This window comes from Shewanella sp. LZH-2 (genome assembly GCF_016859145.1).
Classification (GTDB): Bacteria; Pseudomonadota; Gammaproteobacteria; order Enterobacterales; family Shewanellaceae; genus Shewanella; species Shewanella xiamenensis.
This window is the reverse complement of the sequence record NZ_CP069350.1, coordinates 309,815-327,742: the sequence shown is the minus strand read 5'-3', so window position 1 is coordinate 327,742 and position 17,928 is coordinate 309,815. Positions and strand designations below refer to the sequence as shown.

At 47.5% G+C, this 17,928-nt stretch carries 20 protein-coding genes and 1 riboswitch; of the genes, 4 read left to right on the top strand and 16 right to left on the bottom strand.

Going from position 1 to position 17,928, the window contains the following annotated elements; all coding sequences use genetic code 11:
• Positions 1-3: 3 nt before the first annotated feature.
• From JM642_RS01600 to JM642_RS01585, 4 genes are read right to left on the bottom strand one after another with little or no spacing between them, the layout of a single operon-like run.
• The gene (locus JM642_RS01600) at positions 4-690 is read right to left on the bottom strand and encodes a TIGR01621 family pseudouridine synthase (RefSeq protein ID WP_203432552.1); all 687 of its coding nucleotides are present in this window, start codon (positions 688-690) and stop codon (positions 4-6) included.
• A 32-nt stretch (positions 691-722) separates the two neighbouring features.
• Positions 723-1,979, bottom strand: a complete 1,257-nt coding sequence (locus JM642_RS01595; protein ID WP_037423161.1) for a HAMP domain-containing histidine kinase — start codon at positions 1,977-1,979, stop codon at positions 723-725.
• A gap of 49 nt (positions 1,980-2,028) precedes the next feature.
• Entirely contained in the window at positions 2,029-2,706 is a 678-nt protein-coding gene (locus JM642_RS01590; RefSeq protein ID WP_011621087.1) for a response regulator transcription factor, read from the bottom strand.
• A gap of 48 nt (positions 2,707-2,754) precedes the next feature.
• Positions 2,755-3,276 (bottom strand): hypothetical protein, encoded by a 522-nt coding sequence (locus tag JM642_RS01585; protein ID WP_037423157.1) that lies wholly within the window; start codon positions 3,274-3,276, stop codon positions 2,755-2,757.
• A gap of 409 nt (positions 3,277-3,685) precedes the next feature.
• Here JM642_RS01585 and JM642_RS01580 point away from each other — a divergent pair, with 409 nt between their 5' ends.
• The gene (locus tag JM642_RS01580) at positions 3,686-3,847 is read left to right on the top strand and encodes a hypothetical protein (RefSeq protein ID WP_037423154.1); all 162 of its coding nucleotides are present in this window, start codon (positions 3,686-3,688) and stop codon (positions 3,845-3,847) included.
• Between the two features lies 1 nt (position 3,848).
• On the opposite strand, the gene JM642_RS01575 is transcribed toward JM642_RS01580, so the two are convergent.
• The 7 genes from JM642_RS01575 to moaA all read right to left on the bottom strand — a co-directional run bounded on the left by JM642_RS01575 (position 3,849) and on the right by moaA (position 8,782).
• Positions 3,849-4,952 carry an ABC transporter ATP-binding protein gene (locus tag JM642_RS01575; RefSeq protein ID WP_203432551.1) on the bottom strand — a complete coding sequence of 368 codons (1,104 nt, stop codon included), beginning with the start codon at positions 4,950-4,952 and terminating at the stop codon, positions 3,849-3,851.
• Positions 4,933-5,613 (bottom strand): molybdate ABC transporter permease subunit, encoded by a 681-nt coding sequence (gene modB / locus JM642_RS01570; RefSeq protein ID WP_203432550.1) that lies wholly within the window; start codon positions 5,611-5,613, stop codon positions 4,933-4,935. The genes JM642_RS01575 and modB overlap by 20 nt, the downstream gene beginning before the upstream one ends.
• An 8-nt stretch (positions 5,614-5,621) precedes the next feature.
• Positions 5,622-6,425 (bottom strand): molybdate ABC transporter substrate-binding protein, encoded by an 804-nt coding sequence (modA, locus tag JM642_RS01565; RefSeq protein WP_203432549.1) that lies wholly within the window; start codon positions 6,423-6,425, stop codon positions 5,622-5,624.
• Between the two features lie 43 nt (positions 6,426-6,468).
• On the bottom strand, positions 6,469-6,936 hold the full coding sequence (moaE, locus tag JM642_RS01560; RefSeq protein WP_088586523.1) for a molybdopterin synthase catalytic subunit MoaE: 468 nt from the start codon (positions 6,934-6,936) through the stop codon (positions 6,469-6,471).
• A gap of 1 nt (position 6,937) precedes the next feature.
• Complete coding sequence (moaD, locus tag JM642_RS01555; protein ID WP_037423143.1) at positions 6,938-7,189, bottom strand: molybdopterin synthase sulfur carrier subunit; 252 nt, start codon at positions 7,187-7,189, stop codon at positions 6,938-6,940.
• Between the two features lie 19 nt (positions 7,190-7,208).
• Positions 7,209-7,688 (bottom strand): cyclic pyranopterin monophosphate synthase MoaC, encoded by a 480-nt coding sequence (gene moaC, locus JM642_RS01550; protein WP_011074083.1) that lies wholly within the window; start codon positions 7,686-7,688, stop codon positions 7,209-7,211.
• Between the two features lie 113 nt (positions 7,689-7,801).
• Positions 7,802-8,782 (bottom strand): GTP 3',8-cyclase MoaA, encoded by a 981-nt coding sequence (gene moaA / locus JM642_RS01545; RefSeq protein WP_037425068.1) that lies wholly within the window; start codon positions 8,780-8,782, stop codon positions 7,802-7,804.
• Positions 8,770-8,903: riboswitch (molybdenum cofactor riboswitch) on the bottom strand. It overlaps the preceding gene by 13 nt.
• 252 nt (positions 8,904-9,155) lie before the next feature.
• Between moaA and JM642_RS01540 the strand changes: the two genes are divergently transcribed.
• Together JM642_RS01540 and JM642_RS01535 are read left to right on the top strand one after the other, a co-directional pair.
• Positions 9,156-10,805, top strand: coding sequence for an electron transfer flavoprotein-ubiquinone oxidoreductase (locus JM642_RS01540; protein WP_172588051.1), 1,650 nt, complete (start codon positions 9,156-9,158; stop codon positions 10,803-10,805).
• Between the two features lie 303 nt (positions 10,806-11,108).
• Positions 11,109-13,025 (top strand): methyl-accepting chemotaxis protein, encoded by a 1,917-nt coding sequence (locus JM642_RS01535; protein WP_047538600.1) that lies wholly within the window; start codon positions 11,109-11,111, stop codon positions 13,023-13,025.
• Between the two features lie 87 nt (positions 13,026-13,112).
• On the opposite strand, the gene JM642_RS01530 is transcribed toward JM642_RS01535, so the two are convergent.
• The 4 genes from JM642_RS01530 to JM642_RS01515 all read right to left on the bottom strand — a co-directional run bounded on the left by JM642_RS01530 (position 13,113) and on the right by JM642_RS01515 (position 16,902).
• Positions 13,113-13,469, bottom strand: coding sequence for a DUF4870 domain-containing protein (locus tag JM642_RS01530; RefSeq protein WP_037423127.1), 357 nt, complete (start codon positions 13,467-13,469; stop codon positions 13,113-13,115).
• Positions 13,470-13,508: 39 nt separating this feature from the next.
• Positions 13,509-14,201, bottom strand: coding sequence for an MOSC domain-containing protein (locus tag JM642_RS01525; RefSeq protein ID WP_203432548.1), 693 nt, complete (start codon positions 14,199-14,201; stop codon positions 13,509-13,511).
• A gap of 94 nt (positions 14,202-14,295) precedes the next feature.
• Positions 14,296-15,753 (bottom strand): sensor domain-containing diguanylate cyclase, encoded by a 1,458-nt coding sequence (locus tag JM642_RS01520; RefSeq protein ID WP_047538607.1) that lies wholly within the window; start codon positions 15,751-15,753, stop codon positions 14,296-14,298.
• Positions 15,754-16,062: 309 nt separating this feature from the next.
• Entirely contained in the window at positions 16,063-16,902 is an 840-nt protein-coding gene (locus tag JM642_RS01515; protein ID WP_169548282.1) for a PfkB family carbohydrate kinase, read from the bottom strand.
• Positions 16,903-17,267: 365 nt separating this feature from the next.
• Between JM642_RS01515 and JM642_RS01510 the strand changes: the two genes are divergently transcribed.
• Entirely contained in the window at positions 17,268-17,465 is a 198-nt protein-coding gene (locus JM642_RS01510) for a hypothetical protein (RefSeq protein ID WP_037423119.1), read from the top strand.
• Between the two features lie 8 nt (positions 17,466-17,473).
• Here JM642_RS01510 and JM642_RS01505 read toward each other — a convergent pair whose 3' ends face one another.
• Positions 17,474-17,869, bottom strand: coding sequence for a hypothetical protein (locus JM642_RS01505; RefSeq protein WP_203432547.1), 396 nt, complete (start codon positions 17,867-17,869; stop codon positions 17,474-17,476).
• Positions 17,870-17,928: the final 59 nt, after the last annotated feature.

Sequence of the window (17,928 nt, the reverse complement as noted above, 5' to 3'; positions counted from 1 at the left end):
CACCTATCGTTCAGGCCAATCTAAAGTCTCTGGTGCTTGCCAAAATGTCAGCGCCTCACTGACAGTCTCAGTTAAAAAGAGCTCACCCTGCTCAGGCATATCAAGATACGCATAATCCTGCCAACTGCCATCTCCATGTTGATAACGAAAATGCAGGCAATAGGCGTGCAGATAACAGCGGTCGGCGACATCGGAGCCATAGAGGGCATCGCCTAAAATCGGTACCCCAAGGCTAGCAAGCGCGACCCGTAACTGATGGGTTTTCCCCGAATGGGGTTTGAGCAAATACAGCCTTAGCCCATCGCCAACACTGACGGAAAAGAATTGGGTAATCGCTGGATTTTCTTTGGTACGTAGTAACTTAAACATACTGCGGCGGGATTTGGCCATATCGCCAATCACCCAGCCTTGCTTCTTTTTAGGCTTACCTTTGGCGAGGGCAAGATAGTATTTCTGCACTCGATGGGCGCGAAAAAGCTCAGTCAACTGCCGAGCTGCCGCCGAATGTTTGGCTAACAGTAACAGCCCTGAGGTAGGGGTATCGAGCCGATGCACGGCAAAGAGTTTTATCCCTAAATCCTGCTCCAACTGCGCAACGACACCCGCAGTGCCATCTTGGCTGTGAAAATGCACATTCGGCGATTTAGAAATAACAAGAAAATCAGCCTCATTGGCTATGATTCGGTACATGGGGTTCCTAACACTGTCACGCGGATATTGGCCTAAAACTGGATAGTAACCACAAGGCCGGGATGATTATCCGAAAGAGTAATTTGCGCATTGTGCCGCGACAGAATCGCTTTGACCATAGATAATCCTAAACCTGTACCCTGCAAATGGCGGCTGGGGTCGAGCCGCACTAGACGCTCAAACACCCTTTCCTTGCTGTCATCGGGGATCCCAGGACCGTTATCGCAAATCTTAATTTGGGCACCGGATTGAATAATATCGATACGTGCGCCTTGGCCTGAATATTTCATCGCATTGTCGACCAAGTTATACAAGGCTTGGAACAACAGATACTTGTCACCATAAATTTTATGGTCAGATAGCAGCGACAGGCTCAAGGTTTGCTCATTCGACTCCGCAACTGCATCAGCCATTTCCAGCAAATCAGTACATAGCTGCGCCAAACTCAGCTCCTGCAAATCTAAGGTTTGCTGCCCTTCCTCAATGCGTGTCAGCGAGAGCATGGCATCGAAGGTCGCAAGGCAGTGGTCAAGCTCTTCGGTCAAAATCGCACAGCCTTCACTGATTTCATCGGGAGATTTGGCCGCTAATTCCTCAAGACCAATGCGAATATGGGATAAAGGCGTGCGCAAATCGTGGGCGATATTGTCAGTCACGCCACGCACCGCCATCAGGTTATTCTCAAGAATATCCAGCACGTTGTTAAATTGCAGCGCCAACATATCAAACTCGTCCTGACGCCAACTGAGCGGCAGACGCGTATCATAATGCCCACGCTCAATTTGCTCACTTAAACGGTTGTACTGCACTAAACGGCGTAAAATTGCTTTAGAAAACAGATAGCCCAGCGCTAAGGTTAACACTATGGTCAACATCACGGCCGTGGCCGCCGCACTGATAAATTTATCAATGAGTGTAGCTAAGTTGTCGGTACGGGTGGCGATGAGCACGGGGCCATAGCGAGTCATCACTAGACCGCCGGTAAGGATATGCAACTTATCAGGGCCGCCAGTCAAAATCGGGAAATCCCGCGTTTGCGGCAGCATGGGCATGCCTTCAGGCATAAAGCTTAAGGCGCCAACCATATCATAGCTATTGCGCCAGGCGATAAGCGCCGTCTGCGGATCGGCGGCACGAATTTGCGCCGCAAAACTGCGACGGTCGACAGTAAGAGCAAGCTGCTGATAGCGTTGGGTTTCGGACTCAAGATACTGAGTCACTTGGTACTGCTGTTCGATAATGAGTTGCCGATAAAGGGCAAACAGCAAAGCGCCTATGATCACAGTCACTAAGGTCGAGAAGATAATAGTGATGCGCCAGGCGCTGCTTTGGTAAGGCTTAATGCCTTTGGCGTAAGCGATAACCCGCTCCCCTTACGGTTTCAATCAATTCACCGTGGCCTAACTCTTCAAACTTGCGACGTAACTTGGCGATATGCACGTCGATCACATTAGTACGGGGATCAAAGTGATAATCCCACACGGCTTCAAATAATAGCGTCCGACTAATAACCTGATTAGCGTGTTCCATCAGATACTTAAGCAGTTGGAATTCTTTGGGTTGCAGCATCAAATCGTGGCCATCTAAGGTCACGTTACGTGTTAGCAGCTCCATTTTTAAGCCACCAACCACCAGATCTGTGGTAATAGGTACGGATTGGCCCCGTTGCATCAACTTTTCGGCACGTACAAGCAGCTCCGAAAAGGCAAAGGGCTTAGTCATATAATCATCGCCACCCGCACGCAGACCTTTTACCCTTTCATCCACATGGGCCAGCGCCGACAGGATAAGCACTGGAGTTTGGTTGCCAGTTGCTCTAAGGGCGGCCAGCAGTTTCAACCCATCGAGTTGGGGCAACATGCGGTCGAGAATCAAGAGGTCGTACTGACCACTCGTGGCTTGCAGTAGACCTTGATGACCATCGCTGGCGGTCTCAATATTATGTCCCTGCTCAAGAAATCCTTTAACGATGTAGTCGATCGTTGTCGCATCATCTTCAACTAAAAGTATTTTCATCTGTATGCTGCGCTCCCCTGTCTTCACTTAGCGGTAATACTCGGCGTGCTAATCCCACTTAAGTAAAGGTAACTGTCGTAAATTTTCAATATCGAATGCCAATTTATACTTGCCTGTATCGTCCAGCAACTTTAACTCTAAGTAACTGATACCTAAGTCATGGTCTAATTTAGCATCGGTCAGAAAGGCCTTATGATCCTGAGTCGCCATTGCAATAATGCCGGAGAAGGTTTGATGCTTAGTGTTGATAAGGCGTGCGGCTTCCACCTCGCCGACATCATCGGCTGTGACTTTACCCGCTTTTTGTTTCAATAACTTACCATCTCGCGCCCGATATTCGAAGCGGGTAATTGCATTCGCCAGCGGATTAATCAACTCAAACTGGTAGACCAATTCGCCTTCCTGCATTTCCATTTCAAACTCGGCAATCACGCCAGGAAACTCCTTCTCAATTTGCTGCATCACGCTTAACGGCGGCTGATACTCACCGCTCGAAAGCATCGAATACATGCTCTGGGCTGCGGTAGCAATCCCAGATACCAACATGAATCCTAGCAACCATAGTCTCATGGTTCCTCCATAAAAATCGGCTAAGTTTGTATCTTATGAGACAATCAGTTAGATGTCGATGGCGTACCAAAATCCCATCGCTTTTATCCCTGTTTGCCCATGATGGCGCCTAGTTCATCACTCATGTGAATTGCTCAATCCACTTGATTCAAACTCAGCAAACACTGACGAATGCATTCAGTTTACCTAATAGCGACTGAAACACCGATGGAAACAAGATTAAGCTTTGATCATCTGGGGATTTTGAAGCATGACATTTACCGTAAAACGCCATCATTTAGCCATTTAAAATCACACTAATTGAATTTCAGCTGGTATTTTAGCGCATCTGTGTCGTCAAAAAGTACGATTGGCAATGCAATCCCATTGTTCTAGAGTCAACTAAACGGCTATTTAAATCGGAGTGCATATGAAACCAATTACACGCTGGATTAGCTTAAGTTTGCTACTGCTTGGAGCATTAAGCGCCTACGCCTATGGCAGCGCCACAAGCGCTGTGACGTTTATCATCTTAGGTATGCTGTTGGAAGGAACATTTTGGATGGGATTACTCGGTAAAAAACGTCATTAACTTATTCTAAAATATGAATTTGCTCAGATTTGAGCGCAACCGTGGTTTGCATCCCCTTGGTTAGGCCAAGCTTCTGTGCGAGATGAAATGACACTTCCGTATTAAGCTGTAGTTTAGTCCCGGTAGCATAACAGACTACCCGCACTGACTCGCCCATCACAAGTAAAGAGTCGATTGTCACATCTAACTTATTAAAACTACGGCATAAACGTCCATTTGAAATGGCGTTAAATCGAATACCCTGATTGGGGATGACCCAGCGAACTTTACTGCCAACACTGCGGTCTTTGCCAAAATCGCTGGCAATCAGCTGCTCACCAAATTTGAGCCAGGTGATGTCTTTAGTGCGGTCTTGGAACATCACTTCGCCATCGAAAATATTCCTTAAGCCCATCTGCCGCGCAACAGCCTCGTTACGTGGCCGCGATAACACCTCAAACGGCGCACCCTGCTGTAACATCTGGCCTTGGCTAATCAAGATCATCGAATCGGCCAGCAGCAGTGCTTCGTTTAAATCGTGGGTCACCATAATCACTGGGCAAAGCAGTTGCTCTTTGAGTCGAGCAAGTTCGAGATACAAACGCTCACGAGTTTCTCTGTCCACCGCTGAAAATGGCTCATCGAGCAGTAGCACTGAAGGTTCACGGGCAAGGGCGCGAGCAAGCGCAACCCGCTGGCGTTGACCACCGGAGAGGTGCATAGGCAGTCTATCGGGCAAACCATGTAAATTAACCCGTTCTAACCAATCCTTCGCCCTAGCAACTCGCTCCGACTTGGGAATATGGTCAAGCCCTGCAACCACGTTCTCGAGCGCGGTAAGATTGGGAAATAAGCCAAAATGCTGTGGCATATAGCCAATATGGCGCTGCTGCGGCGTTAGCGCGGTGCGACTTTGATGGTCAAACCATGGCGTTTCACCAAACACAATACTGCCCGTCTCGGGATGATTAAGCCCTGCGATCATCCGCAGTAACGTCGTCTTACCGCCGCCAGAAGGCCCTACGACCGCTAACACTTCACCCGCCTTACAGCTAAATTCGGCGCTCAGTTTAATGTGCCTATAGTTTTGGATCTGGCAATGCAGATCAGCGATGATTTGCGCCACCCTGACCTCCTAAACGCCGTGACAAACTGGTAGTTAGAGCCAATGCGGTAATCGCAAATAACAGCAATACCAGAGACATAGTACCTGCTGCGCCAAAATCGAAGGCCTGCACGCTGTCATAAATGGAGATCGAGATAGTTTTGGTCTCGCCGGCAATATTCCCGCCCATCATCAACACGACCCCAAACTCACCGAGTACATGGGAGAAACACAGCACTAAGGCGGTCAACACCCCAGGCCAGACCATAGGCAATTCAATTTTCAGCAGAATTTTAAGTTTGCTCATGCCGCAACAGGCTGCAGCATCGCGCACGTCGTGTGGAACCGCCTCAAAGGCACGTTGTATCGGTTGCAACGCAAACGGAATATTCACCAGCACGGATGCCAGCACTAACCCCGAGAAATGAAACACTAACTGCTGCCCAGTCAGATGCTCTAACCACTGCCCTAACCAGCTTTGGCTGCCAAGCCCCACCAGCAAGTAATAACCAATCACAGTCGGCGGCAAGACTAAGGGCACCATGATTAAAGCTTCAACCCAGGACTTACCCACAAACTGACGATAGGCTAAGGCTCGCCCCGCCAGAATCGCCAGCGGGATCAACACCAAGACTGTGATGCTACTGAGTTTGACCGATAACCAAAGCGCCTGCCAATCCATGTCTGGCCTTACCGAGCGGGTAGACCAAATCCGTATTGCAGGAATACGGCTCTGGCGGCATCAGATTGAAGATATTGATAAAAACGCTCTGCGGTTGCTCCCGCTTTAGGCGTTAGCACCATACGCTGATAAAGTGGGCCGTGAAGATCTTCGGGTAAAGCAATTGCTTGGCCTAATGCTTTAAACTGGGGCGCTAAGGCAAGCGATAACGGAATAATACCGCCTTGAGTGGAGCCACTCACGGCAAATTGCGCCGCTTGGGAGGCATTTTCGCCCAAGATTAGCTTGGTTTGTAGACCATCCCACAAGCCTAATTTTTGCAACAGTTCACGGGCGCGTTCGCCATAGGGCGCATGCTCAGGATTAGCAATCGCAAAGCGCTCCAACTTACCCGCGGCGAGTAGGGCTTTTACGCCGTTAAGTTCAGTATCCAAGGTTAAAGGGGACTTGTTTGGGGCGACTAAGGCTAGGCGACCCACTGCGTATTGCACGCCTTCATCGCGGGTAAAGCCCGCTTTTTGCAGCTCATGGATATAACGCTCATCGGCGCTGAGCAACATTTCAAATGGCGCACCATGTTGAATTTGCGCGACAAAATTACCCGATGAGCCGTAGGAGACTCGCACCTTGAGCCCAGTTTCGGCGCTAAAGTTTTTAACAATATCATCGAGGGCAAACTTGATATTGGCGGCGGCCGCAATCGCAGGCACAGTCTCGGCGCGGCTAACGGCAGGCATCAAGGCAACACTGAACGACAATGCTAGAGAAAATACTAGACTCCAGATTTTGCCTAACCCTGTCACACCGTGCATAAACTCACCTCTCAGTCTCGCCTGCTGCTAGCTCAGTCTTACGTTAGTCTTTGTGTTGCCACACTTGCGCCGCTTGCTCGTCGGCATCCTTGGCCTCGACCCAATTCTTGCCCTTGTCCCCTGCTTCTAATTTCCAGAAAGGGGCTTTGGTCTTCAAAAAGTCGATTAAGAATTCGCAGGCCGCAAAGGCCGCTTTGCGATGAGCGCTGGTGACACCAATAAACACAATTTGCTCACCCAGCGCCATAGTGCCGACACGGTGGATAACCGTAACGTTATTGAGCGGCCAACGCTCACGCGCCTCGGCAACGATTTGCTCAAGAACACGCTCCGTCATACCGGGATAGTGCTCTAAAGTCAGGTCAGTCACCACTGAACCATCGTTAAAGTCGCGCACTTTACCAACAAAAGTCACAACCGCGCCATCACTATTATCTTGGGCTAATTGGTGGTATTCATCGGCCACATTAAAATCAACAGTTTGCACCCGTACATTTGGCAGTAAACGCATATCAACCTCCGGTCACAGGTGGGAAGAAGGCGACTTCATCACCATCACTCACTTGGGTATCCCACTGACTGATGGTTTGATTTACCGCCACCAGTAATTTGTCCGAGGCTAACACTTTGGCCCATTTATCATCTTTAGCCGCTAAAGTTGCCCGTAATCCTTCCGCAGTTTGTGTCTGCTCGCTCGCTTCAACACTCAGTTGTGCCGTACCTAAAAGCTCACGAACTTGGGCAAAAAACAACACGTTAATCATATTCTTATCTCGCTTTACGTTATTCAGCTTTAAAGTGTCCCGACTTGCCGCCGCGTTTTTCGAGCAGGCGCACCTGTGAAATCACCATGTCTTTCTGCACGGCTTTGCACATGTCGTAAATCGTCAGCGCTGCAACAGAGGCCGCCGTGAGCGCCTCCATTTCGACACCGGTTTTGCCGGACAATTTACACAGGCTGGTAATGCGCACACGATTGTGCTCAGGCTGAGCCTCAAGTTCGACTTCGACCTTGGTTAGCATTAATGGATGGCATAACGGAATTAAATCTGAAGTCTTTTTCGCCGCCTGGATCCCCGCGATACGCGCGGTGGCAAACACATCGCCCTTATGGTGGCTGCCGCTCATGATCATCTCGAGGGTCGTGCTCGCCATCTCGATAAAGGCTTCGGCACGGGCCTCACGCTCGGTCACGGCTTTCTCGGTCACATCGACCATGTGGGCATTGCCGTCGGCATTAATATGGGTAAATACATTGCTCATTGAAGCGATCCTTTAAACTACTGCTAAATTCAAGCATGTGGGAAATTGAGCGCAATAGCGAAACCTAACTAAATGAAAGATAACGCGATAAGCAGACTAAAACCTAAGTTAGATTAACCGCCAATCGAGGCCAAATGCTGAGTTACGCCAGTAATGCCCTGATGCAGATAATGGGTTTCTTTCTTCTGTGCCAGTTGACCGTGTAACCGCTCGATTAATTCCGCTTGCTGACTCGGGTGTTGTAGTAGATCACGCAAATCAATACCGGACTCGGTAAACAGGCACAAGTGCAACTTACCTTTGGCCGAGACCCGCAAGCGATTACAGCTCGCGCAGAAGTTAGTGGCGTAGGGCATGATCAAGCCGATACGGCCCTTAAAGTCACTGTGGCTGAAGTTTTGCGCAGGGCCATCATCGGCACGGGGCGTATCCAATTGCCAGCCGTTGGCAAGCAACTGAGCTTTAATATCGGCACCCGCTAAGTGGTGGGCTTGGAAATACTCGCGGCCAAGGCCGGTTTCCATTAACTCAATAAAACGCAGATCGATGGGCGTATGCTTAATCCAATTCAAAAAGCGCGGTAAATCTTTATCGTTCATGCCTTTGAGTAATACCGCATTGACTTTTACGCGCTCAAAGCCTGCTGATAATGCAGCATCGATACCACGCATCACCTCGTCGAACTTATTCTCGCCGGTGATCTGGTAAAACATCTTAGGATCTAAGCTGTCTACCGACACATTGATGCGGCGCAGACCAGCATCGAACCACTCTTGGGCATGCTTCTCGAGCCTATATCCATTAGTGGTAGTGGCTACGGTATGAATACGCGGATTATCGGCAACGACTCGAATAATATCGGTAAAATCTTTACGCAGCGTGGGTTCGCCGCCAGTAATACGGATTTTTTGAGTGCCAACGAGGCTAAATGCGGATACTAGGTTTTCTATCTCACTGAGAGATAAAAACTGTTGCTTGCCATTCGGATGATAACCATCGGGGAGGCAATAGCTGCATTTGAAGTTACAAACGTCAGTGACAGACATCCGTAAGTAATGAAATTTACGACCAAAATTGTCTTGTAATTGAGACATGATCACCTTTCCAAGTGTGGGAGGCGAGTGCATTTCTTTACTCACCCCAGTGGCCTTATTGCCACGGCTACACCACCATATCTGTTGACTTAGGTAGGCAAGCTCGGAGAACCGTCAGCCGTGATTATAAGCCGAAAGTATTGGCTAGCTATACCCCTAAACAGGTATTTCTTGATCCGCTTCAACTGAGCGTGAACAATCTGTGACAGTGCTCACCCAAAGATTTGTCATTCTTTAGGCTAAACAGCCTGCTTAGCCCCTGTGCCATGCGGTGATTTTGAGGTAAGGTGGACATTAGTAATAAAACGCCCGTTTACAAACAAACTACAACACCCGATATAAATTGGGGATAAGCGAAGGAAAAGGTGAACTGATGGAACGCGAATCAATGGAATTCGATGTTGTTATCGTCGGCGCTGGCCCAGCTGGCTTGGCGACTGCGTGTCGATTAATGCAGATATCAAAGGATTCAGGTAAAGAAATTACCGTTTGCGTGGTAGAAAAAGGCTCCGAAGTGGGCGCGCATATTCTATCAGGCGCCGTATTCGAACCAAGGGTATTAGACGAGCTATTCAGCGACTGGCGTGATAAAGGTGCCCCCGTCACCACAGCCGTGACCCACGATGAAATCTATCTACTCAACTCCGCTACCGACAGCAAACTCATGCCCAATGCATTTGTGCCGAAAACCATGCACAACGAAGGCAACTATATTGTCAGCGTAGGTAATCTCTGCCGTTGGCTCGCGACCCGTGCTGAAGAACTCGGCGTAGAAATTTTCCCCGGCTTTGCCGCCAGCGAATTACTCTTCAATGAAGATAACAGCGTGAAGGGTATCCTGATTGGCGATATGGGCGTCGGCGCCGATGGCCAACCCAAAGACAGCTTTATGCCCGGCATGGAGCTTCACGCCAAATATACCGTGTTCTCAGAAGGCTGCCGTGGTCACTTAGGCAAACAGCTGATCGCGAAATACCACTTAGATAATGGTAAAACACCACAACATTACGGCCTAGGCTTTAAAGAAATCTGGAAAGTGCCCGCCGAGCAACACGAACAAGGTAAAGTGGTGCACACAGGTGGTTGGCCATTAACCGATGGCGCCTCGGGTGGTGGCTTCCTCTACCATATGGAAGACAACCAAATTGCCGTGGGTCTGATTATCGACCTCAACTACAAAAATCCCCATTTAAGCCCATTCGATGAGTTCCAACGTTATAAGACTCACCCAGTCATCGCCAAATACTTAACTGGCGGTGAACGTTTGAGCTATGGTGCTCGCGCAATCACTAAGGGCGGCCTGAACTCACTGCCGAAGATGAGTTTCCCCGGCGGTTTGCTGATTGGTTGCGATGCGGGCACTTTAAACTTTGCCAAGATCAAAGGCACGCATACCGCCATGAAGAGCGGCATTGTTGCGGCTGAAACCTTAGCTAAGGCAATGATGGCCGAGGTCGAAGGCGGTAAAGATCTGGATTGTTTCCAAACCCATCTGGAAGAAAGCTGGTTACACGAAGAGCTATATAAGTCGCGCAACTTTGGCCCGGCAATGCATAAGTTTGGCACTTTCCTTGGCGGTGCATTTAACTACATAGATCAAAACTGGTTCGGTGGTAAGTTCCCGATCACCCTGCGTGATGAACACCCAGACTATGCACAAATGGCCCCAGTAAGCGCCTACAACAAGATTGATTACCCCAAACCCGATGGCAAACTCAGCTTCGATAAGCTCTCTTCAGTCTACCTGTCGAGCACCTATCATGAGGAAGACCAGCCTTGCCATCTACGCTTAAAAGACAACAGCATTCCGCTCGGGATAAACCTGACGCAATTTAACGAGCCCGCCCAGCGTTACTGCCCTGCTGGCGTGTACGAAATTGTTGAGGAAGCGGGTCAACCGAAGTTTGTTATCAATGCGCAAAACTGCATCCATTGCAAAACCTGTGACATTAAAGATCCTAGCCAAAATATTACTTGGGTGACGCCCGAGGGCGGCGGCGGTCCAAACTACCCGAATATGTAATCTCTACCGAAGAAGGCGCTCATTGAGCGCCTTCTTTTTACTTGCCTTACCCCTACATTTTGGCCACAATTGCACCATAAAAATCACATGCTTCAAATCAGCAACTCATTTCCATCTATACTCTACATAACAAGATCTACCGCAAGAGCAACAGGTTAGGCCAAATAAATGTCTTGTACGCTGTTTTATTCGGCATTAGACCAAAACTAAGGTTAACTTTTAACATTTCTGTCCGATACTAAGTCATTGGTAGAAAACGTCGACCGATATTTCTAAACGTATAACACAGGCATATTGATATTTATGATATTTAATAACCTTACTATTAAGCAGAAAATTCTGCTGACAGTGGCATTTGCAGTGCTGCTATCAACCATTCTGGTGGGCGTGCTCAGCCAACGCAGTGCTAAAAATGTGGTTCAGCAACGTATGCTCGGGTCGGAAATGCCTAGCCTAATGATGCAAATCCGCAACAAGATTGAGCTGGATATTTCGAGCTTAATGAATGCAGCTGAACAACTCGCCAGCAGCCGTATGTTACTGCAATGGCTTGAAAATGGCCGCCCAACGGAGCAAGAGCCCCACGTCGTTGCCCAATTAAAGGACATCACCCGCCAATATCATTTGGCCCAAGCCTCCTACGCCGATAGACAAACCGCCGCCTATTATACTCAGGACGGTTTTTTACGCGTACTCACGCCCGCCCAAGATGGGTGGTTTTTTGGTTATCGTGATAGCGGCCAAGAGCGGATGTTAAACGTATTTACCGAAGCCAATGGTGAGGTAAAACTCTTTATAAACTATCAACAACCTAACGGTCGCGGACTTGTTGGTCTCGCCAAATCCCTCGATGATATGGTGCGACTCCTCGACTCTTTTAAGATTGAAAAAACCGGGTTTGTCTACTTAGTCGATGCCAAAGGCGAGGTAAAACTACATCCAGACGCCAGCCAAATTGGCAAGAGCAGCCTCAAGAGTTTGTACTCGGGCGCCAACATGAGCTCATTACTCAATCGTAGTGATTTCAATCTTATTAATACTGATATCCAAGGTGAAAACACCTTTGTTGCCAGCAGTTATATTCCGTCGATGGATTGGTATTTGGTTGCCCAAGTACCTGAAGCCGAAGTCTTCGCCCTGCTGACAGATGCCGCCTACCAGATCCTAATTTGGACCGTAATCATTGCCGCGGGCTTTATCATGCTCGCCATTGTGGTAGCAGGTTCAGTGAGCCGTCCTATCGCCCAAGTCGCAGCAATGTTCCATGATATCGGTGAAGGTGAGGGTGATTTACGCCAACGCTTACCTGTAAATGGTGAAGATGAAATTGCCCAACTTGCCCAAGGGTTTAATAGCTTTATCAGCAAAATCCAAGATTCCGTGATTGAGGTAGCACAGACCAGTGAACAACTCGGCCTCTCGGCGAAAGATGTATCTAATCAAGCGCAGCAAACCCTTGAAGATAGTCATGAACAAAAAGACCGCACTATGATGGTGGTAACGGCCATCAATGAGATGGGGGCAACCGTAAATGAAATCGCCAGTAATGCAGCCCAAGCCGCTGTCGCCGCGAAAGATGCCGATACAGAATCCAATAGCGGCCAAGTGGTGGTAACGCGTGCCCGTGACACTATCAATCAGCTCTCCCATGATGTGGAACAAGTAGGTGAAGTGATTGAATCCCTCGCGACTCATACCAAATCTATCGGTGGCATCCTCGATGTGATCCGTGCTATTTCGGAGCAAACCAATCTATTAGCCCTCAACGCCGCGATTGAAGCTGCACGCGCAGGTGAAGCGGGACGTGGCTTTGCCGTAGTAGCAGATGAAGTCCGTAATCTGGCATCACGTACCGCAGCCTCTACTAACGAAGTCCAAGGTATGATCGACAAGTTGCAATCTGAAGCAAGCCGCGCAGTTAATGCCATGGCACAGAGCCGCGCTCGCTCACACGAAGGTGTCACAGCGGTTGATGAGGCTAGCCAGTCTTTGGTTGGCATTAGCGATCGTATTGGTCTTATCAGTGATATGAACATTCAAGTCGCGGCGGCAACAGAAGAGCAATCAACAGTGGTCGAAGATATTAACCGTAACGTGACCGAAATTAACGACATTACCCAACGCACCGCGAGCACAGCCCAAGCTGCGGCACAGGCCAGTTTAGCGTTAAATCAACTCGCCCACCGCTTGGATACCTTGGTAGCTAAGTTTAAAGTGTAATTGTCAAACACAAAGATATTGATATAGAAACAAAAACGCCTTAGAGGATCTCCCTAAGGCGTTTTTATTACTGACCGTAAACGTCGATTAGTTATCGGAGAGAAACTTGATCGTCAGTGGATAGCGATAAACCTGCCCTTCACTGGCCTTAACTATGCCTAGGATAGTACAGACTAAGTCCAAAATGCCGAGGATGATAAGCAAGATAAATCCAATGCCTACAAACGCTAATATCCCACTGATGATCACGTAGATTAGTAGGCTTAGCTTAAAGTTCAGACAGCTGCGCCCACATTGGTCGACAAAAGCCGACTCTTCACGCTTCATGAGCCACAAAATGAGCGGACCAAGGATGGAGCCTAATGGTACTAAATACCCGATTAAACTAGAGGCATACACCAGTAAACCAAAATCTTTCTCGCTCTTCGTCACTGACTCTATCATGACACTTTCCCTGTATTATTGTTTGAAATATAAAAGTTATTAGCTCTTTGGCCCATACAAACGCATTTGCCAATCTTCGACCTGCTGCGTTGCTAAGCGGCGCTGCAGGCTATTCACCCAGCTTTGTGCCAGCCCTTCACAGGAGGCGAGTCTATCATAGGCTTTAGCGTTATATTGAGGAGAAAAATACAGCGCCATCGCCTCGGCAACGCTGATATCAGTTTTACGCTCGACTAATTCTATCTTGTCGCTTAACTGAATCACACCTGGGGTTAATACTCTGTAAAACCAACCGCATAACTGACTCTGCTGCATGGCAAGGGCAAAGTCTCTATGGCCAAATTGCAGGTTCAATTTAAAGCAAGGTGAGCGCGGCTGAGTCACTTGCACTGTGACGGCACCGATTTGCAGCACATCCCCAATATTGACCTCGGTTTCATTTAAGCCAACCGTGCTGATATTTTCACCCATGCTCGGTGCATCTTCGAGTTGGGTGATTAAATCCCAACGACGGTATTGACCATAATGCTCACGGGGAAAATGATGCAATACTCGGTCAAGTCCGCCATGATGTTTAGGATCAGCCTGTGCATCGCCTTCCACATGGTCGACATTTACCACTAACTGCTGCGCCGATTTTTTACCGTCAATGCCAGTTGAAATGCCGCGAATTTCTTGCAGGCTCGCCCCTAAATACAAACCCGATAATCTGTTTACCAATAAGGTCGACATTGGTTACTCCCATCATTGTCGCCACACGGGGCCAAATAAAAACGCTAAGTATTACATACTCTAAACAAATAGAGCGTGCTCTAAAATCTGGGTATCACTGATTTAACACTACTTGATTACGGCCAGCTTCTTTCGCTTGATATAAAGCTAAATCGGCTCGTTTTATTAAATCCTCTGCCGGTTCAAGCTTTTGATATTCTGCAACACCAATACTGACTGTGATAGCAATATGTACTCCATTGACCTTCAACTCGCGCTGAGAAATCGAATCACGGAAACGTTCCGCCAACTCTGCCGCATGGCTTAAATCCATCTCTGGCAATAACACCAAAAACTCTTCCCCACCCCAACGGCAAAGTATATCTTGCTGTTTTAGCTGGCTACGTAGCAGGTTAGTGACCGTTTTGAGCACTAAATCACCAATACTATGACCATAGCTATCATTCACTTTTTTAAAGTGGTCGATATCGACAAGGAGAACTGAAATAGGAGTTTGCGACAAATTAGCTTTGTCTAATGCCTGATGGAAATACTCTTCAAAGACTTGTCGATTAGCTGCACCAGTGAGTTTGTCAGTTGATGCCATAACCTCAAGTTTGCGCTGATAGCGCCCTAAGGTCATGTTTGAAATAAACAAAATACCTATGGTCACGACCAAACTTAGGGCTAAGTTCCCCCAAAAGGTATTAAGCAGTTCTTGTTCTTGCGGAGCATCTTCTTGCTCAACAATTAAATACCACTTGAACTCAGGCACTAATCGACTGTTTAAGTAGACCGTTTTACCGTTGCGCTGATAGCTAAATGCGGCGCTTGGGCTAGTTAAAATGCGCGTTGATAGTTGCTCCAAGCCAGTGCTGGCTTGCAGTGAATTAGCGCCATCATATTCATCACCATGGAGAGTGACATTACCCTGTCTATCGGTGAAAAAAACCCGACGGTTATAACGCTTTTGATAGAGTTCAATCAGCGCCTTGACCTTTTCAACTGCAAGGCCAACGCCAGTAACCCCCATAAACTTACCTTCAAAATCAAAAACTTTATAGTTAACAAATACGGTTGTTTTAGTGCGATCAGCGGTATCAGCATCGATATTAATTTCATAATGTTCTGATTCTGGTAACGAACGGACACGAAAATACCAAGCATCATTAGGCTCAATATCTTGGATTTTCTTTAACACCCCCGATGAGTGGTAGTAGTTGCGACTCTGTTCTGAAACAAAAAAGCTGGTGACAGTATCGTACTTATCCTGGATTTCTTTCAGATAACGGATCAGCTTTTCAGGCTCTTGCTCATGGTTTAATGTCCAATCACGCACAAAGGTATCCTGTGCCATAAGGGAGGAAATAAAGATCGGACGTAGTAGATCTTGTTGAATTTCTGAATAAATATTATCGCTTGTTAAAGGTAAAGTATTACTTTCAATTTGCTGACTCAAAGAGTCATGGGCCACTTTATAGCTAATACCACTGGTCACTAAAAAGGCAACTAGCAACAACACAGAAAGTAGCCAAATAAACTTCTTTTTATCATTCCAAACGTGATTGCCCATTTCCAACTCCAACAGCAGTAGGCTTATTATTTTGTAGTAGCGTGGTGAGTTACCTAAATGTTAACGCAATCCCTCAATGACCGCACAATATTTCCGCTATATGAATGTTCTTCGACGAAATAACATTATTCGAGGTAAAAAAATGCCCCGTTGGGGAAACGAGGCAAACAAGCGAACCAACAAAATGGGAGAAAAGCGCAAGCAAACGTTAAAGGACAAGAGCTCTCCGTCACTGTGCACACTTTATCAATCCAAGATGACAGAAAAATGACGTCCAAATTGTTTAACACTTGCAGCCCATTTCCAGCATTATGCTTCTAAATACTGTTTTAAAGCTTCACCAGGAATAGAACTGTCTGTTGCGACTGCAAAAGCCGCCCAAACAGCACCTTCAGACATTGCTTGAGTGATAGATTTGCCAGCACAGAGTCCATGAATAAGCCCAGCAGCATAGGCATCCCCTGCACCCGTGGTGTCGACAACCTCAGCAGGCACCGCAGGCACATGCTGCACATCATCTTGGGTATAAACCTTCGCGCCACGGACACCATCAGTCACCACAAAATAACGTAATGATTCACCACCAATGCTTACACCGTAATCCCAAGAGGCGACATCACATCGTCCATGCATATCACTCATAGAAGCAAGTAGTACATGGCAAGGGCGTGGTCTATCATCCTTGGCAAGTTGGGCGATCACAAGGCAATGATCCAGTGCAGTTTTAGCCCAACTTACTGTCCCTTCCGCTGATGTATTAAAATACAACGCATCCCAATGCTGCCATTTTGGTGGAACCGATAACTCAAAAACTGGCCGCTGCGGGCGGATAATGGTGCGCTCACCGTCAGGAGTCATCACCAGCAGCATCTCACAGGTATTCCCTGCGCGGCGCTGCACTAAACGACAATCAAGCCCTTGGGTACTAGCCTCGGCGATAGCCCAATCCCCCATTTCATCCCTACCCACTTGGCTGACTAATGCAACTCTATGACCTGCCCAAACAAGTCCAAGCCCCGTATTCGCCCCACCGCCGCCTAGGCGTTGACCGCCATCTTGATAATGAAAGCGACCACCGGTTTTTAAAGGTTTATCAAGGATTAACACACGGTCACAGTTAAGGTTGGCCACCAGCAAAATATTTGCCATGACAAGGCTCCATTGAAAGAGAATACCACGCCCAACCGGGACACGTTTGGGGCTAAAAGAGCCCCAATCTAGACCAAAATGCGAGGTGGCACAATCTGAGTATCTAATACCTATTATTCATCAAATGTCAGCTTAAACGGGCTTTTGTTGTAAGACCTTGACCATAATCAAATTCAGCAACACCACACATTCAGGCTAAACAGTTAAAGACGATGTTCGATTAAGAACATGATAAATAATATGAATAATCTTGAAAAACGTAAGCTTTACTCATGAAAACATAAAAATGTCACCAAGATTCAAGCGAGCCTTAAATTAGAAAAAGGTTAAACTTGGTGCCAAGGATAAAGACGAAAAGAATTCGTATGTTAATGGGCTGGCTACATCAGGATATGGATGGCGAAGAACAATTACGCCGTTATCGACAATGCGTAGAGGAATTTAATCTGCTGGACTTTCATGATGATTATGTAGCTAAAATCCAATACGAATATCGATTACTACAAATCTTGTTTGAAGAGCAGTCGATTCAACAAAGTGAGCCTGACTGCTCTGAAAAATAACACGAGAATTAGTCAACCGCCTTAAATGGCGAAAGTGATGCAAACTTGACCTCAAGTTGCCAATCCTGAATGACCATCTCCGACGGTTGCCAACTGTCATCAACCCATTCGTAAAGTAGGCCAGGATCTTCCTCAGCATTCACCAATAAACGACGGCCATCTTTTAAAACAATTGTATAATCAAGCCCCTGTGCATCCACACTTTCAATATCCCCCAAGACCTTGTGGTGAATGCTTGCAATTGCCCCAGTCGCCTTAACTGCTTCCGTTTTTTTCGCTCCGCTGTAAAATCTCAAAGCCTCATTGGTAGCGGGTTTATGAAATATAAACTCTTCAGTCACGCCCACAACGATCGACGGATCAAGCTCATACCAAGCGGGTATCCATAATGCGTTCATTGCCATCCCGTTATATCCTGCATAATAATTTTACGGACGTGAACATTCTGCCTTAACCTTGGCCG

Excerpts from the sequence above, each read along its gene's own strand:
- JM642_RS01600 (WP_203432552.1), bottom strand. The coding sequence starts at position 690 with ATGTACCGAATCATAGCCAATGAGGCTGATTTTCTTGTTATTTCTAAA.
- JM642_RS01590 (WP_011621087.1), bottom strand. The coding sequence starts at position 2,706 with ATGAAAATACTTTTAGTTGAAGATGATGCGACAACGATCGACTACATC.
- JM642_RS01585 (WP_037423157.1), bottom strand. The coding sequence starts at position 3,276 with ATGAGACTATGGTTGCTAGGATTCATGTTGGTATCTGGGATTGCTACC.
- JM642_RS01580 (WP_037423154.1), top strand. The coding sequence starts at position 3,686 with ATGAAACCAATTACACGCTGGATTAGCTTAAGTTTGCTACTGCTTGGA.
- modB (WP_203432550.1), bottom strand. The coding sequence starts at position 5,613 with ATGGATTGGCAGGCGCTTTGGTTATCGGTCAAACTCAGTAGCATCACA.
- modA (WP_203432549.1), bottom strand. The coding sequence starts at position 6,425 with ATGCACGGTGTGACAGGGTTAGGCAAAATCTGGAGTCTAGTATTTTCT.
- moaE (WP_088586523.1), bottom strand. The coding sequence starts at position 6,936 with ATGCGTTTACTGCCAAATGTACGGGTGCAAACTGTTGATTTTAATGTG.
- moaD (WP_037423143.1), bottom strand. The coding sequence starts at position 7,189 with ATGATTAACGTGTTGTTTTTTGCCCAAGTTCGTGAGCTTTTAGGTACG.
- moaC (WP_011074083.1), bottom strand. The coding sequence starts at position 7,688 with ATGAGCAATGTATTTACCCATATTAATGCCGACGGCAATGCCCACATG.
- moaA (WP_037425068.1), bottom strand. The coding sequence starts at position 8,782 with ATGTCTCAATTACAAGACAATTTTGGTCGTAAATTTCATTACTTACGG.
- JM642_RS01540 (WP_172588051.1), top strand. The coding sequence starts at position 9,156 with ATGGAACGCGAATCAATGGAATTCGATGTTGTTATCGTCGGCGCTGGC.
- JM642_RS01535 (WP_047538600.1), top strand. The coding sequence starts at position 11,109 with ATGATATTTAATAACCTTACTATTAAGCAGAAAATTCTGCTGACAGTG.
- JM642_RS01530 (WP_037423127.1), bottom strand. The coding sequence starts at position 13,469 with ATGATAGAGTCAGTGACGAAGAGCGAGAAAGATTTTGGTTTACTGGTG.
- JM642_RS01525 (WP_203432548.1), bottom strand. The coding sequence starts at position 14,201 with ATGTCGACCTTATTGGTAAACAGATTATCGGGTTTGTATTTAGGGGCG.
- JM642_RS01520 (WP_047538607.1), bottom strand. The coding sequence starts at position 15,753 with ATGGGCAATCACGTTTGGAATGATAAAAAGAAGTTTATTTGGCTACTT.
- JM642_RS01515 (WP_169548282.1), bottom strand. The coding sequence starts at position 16,902 with ATGGCAAATATTTTGCTGGTGGCCAACCTTAACTGTGACCGTGTGTTA.
- JM642_RS01510 (WP_037423119.1), top strand. The coding sequence starts at position 17,268 with ATGTTAATGGGCTGGCTACATCAGGATATGGATGGCGAAGAACAATTA.
- JM642_RS01505 (WP_203432547.1), bottom strand. The coding sequence starts at position 17,869 with ATGGCAATGAACGCATTATGGATACCCGCTTGGTATGAGCTTGATCCG.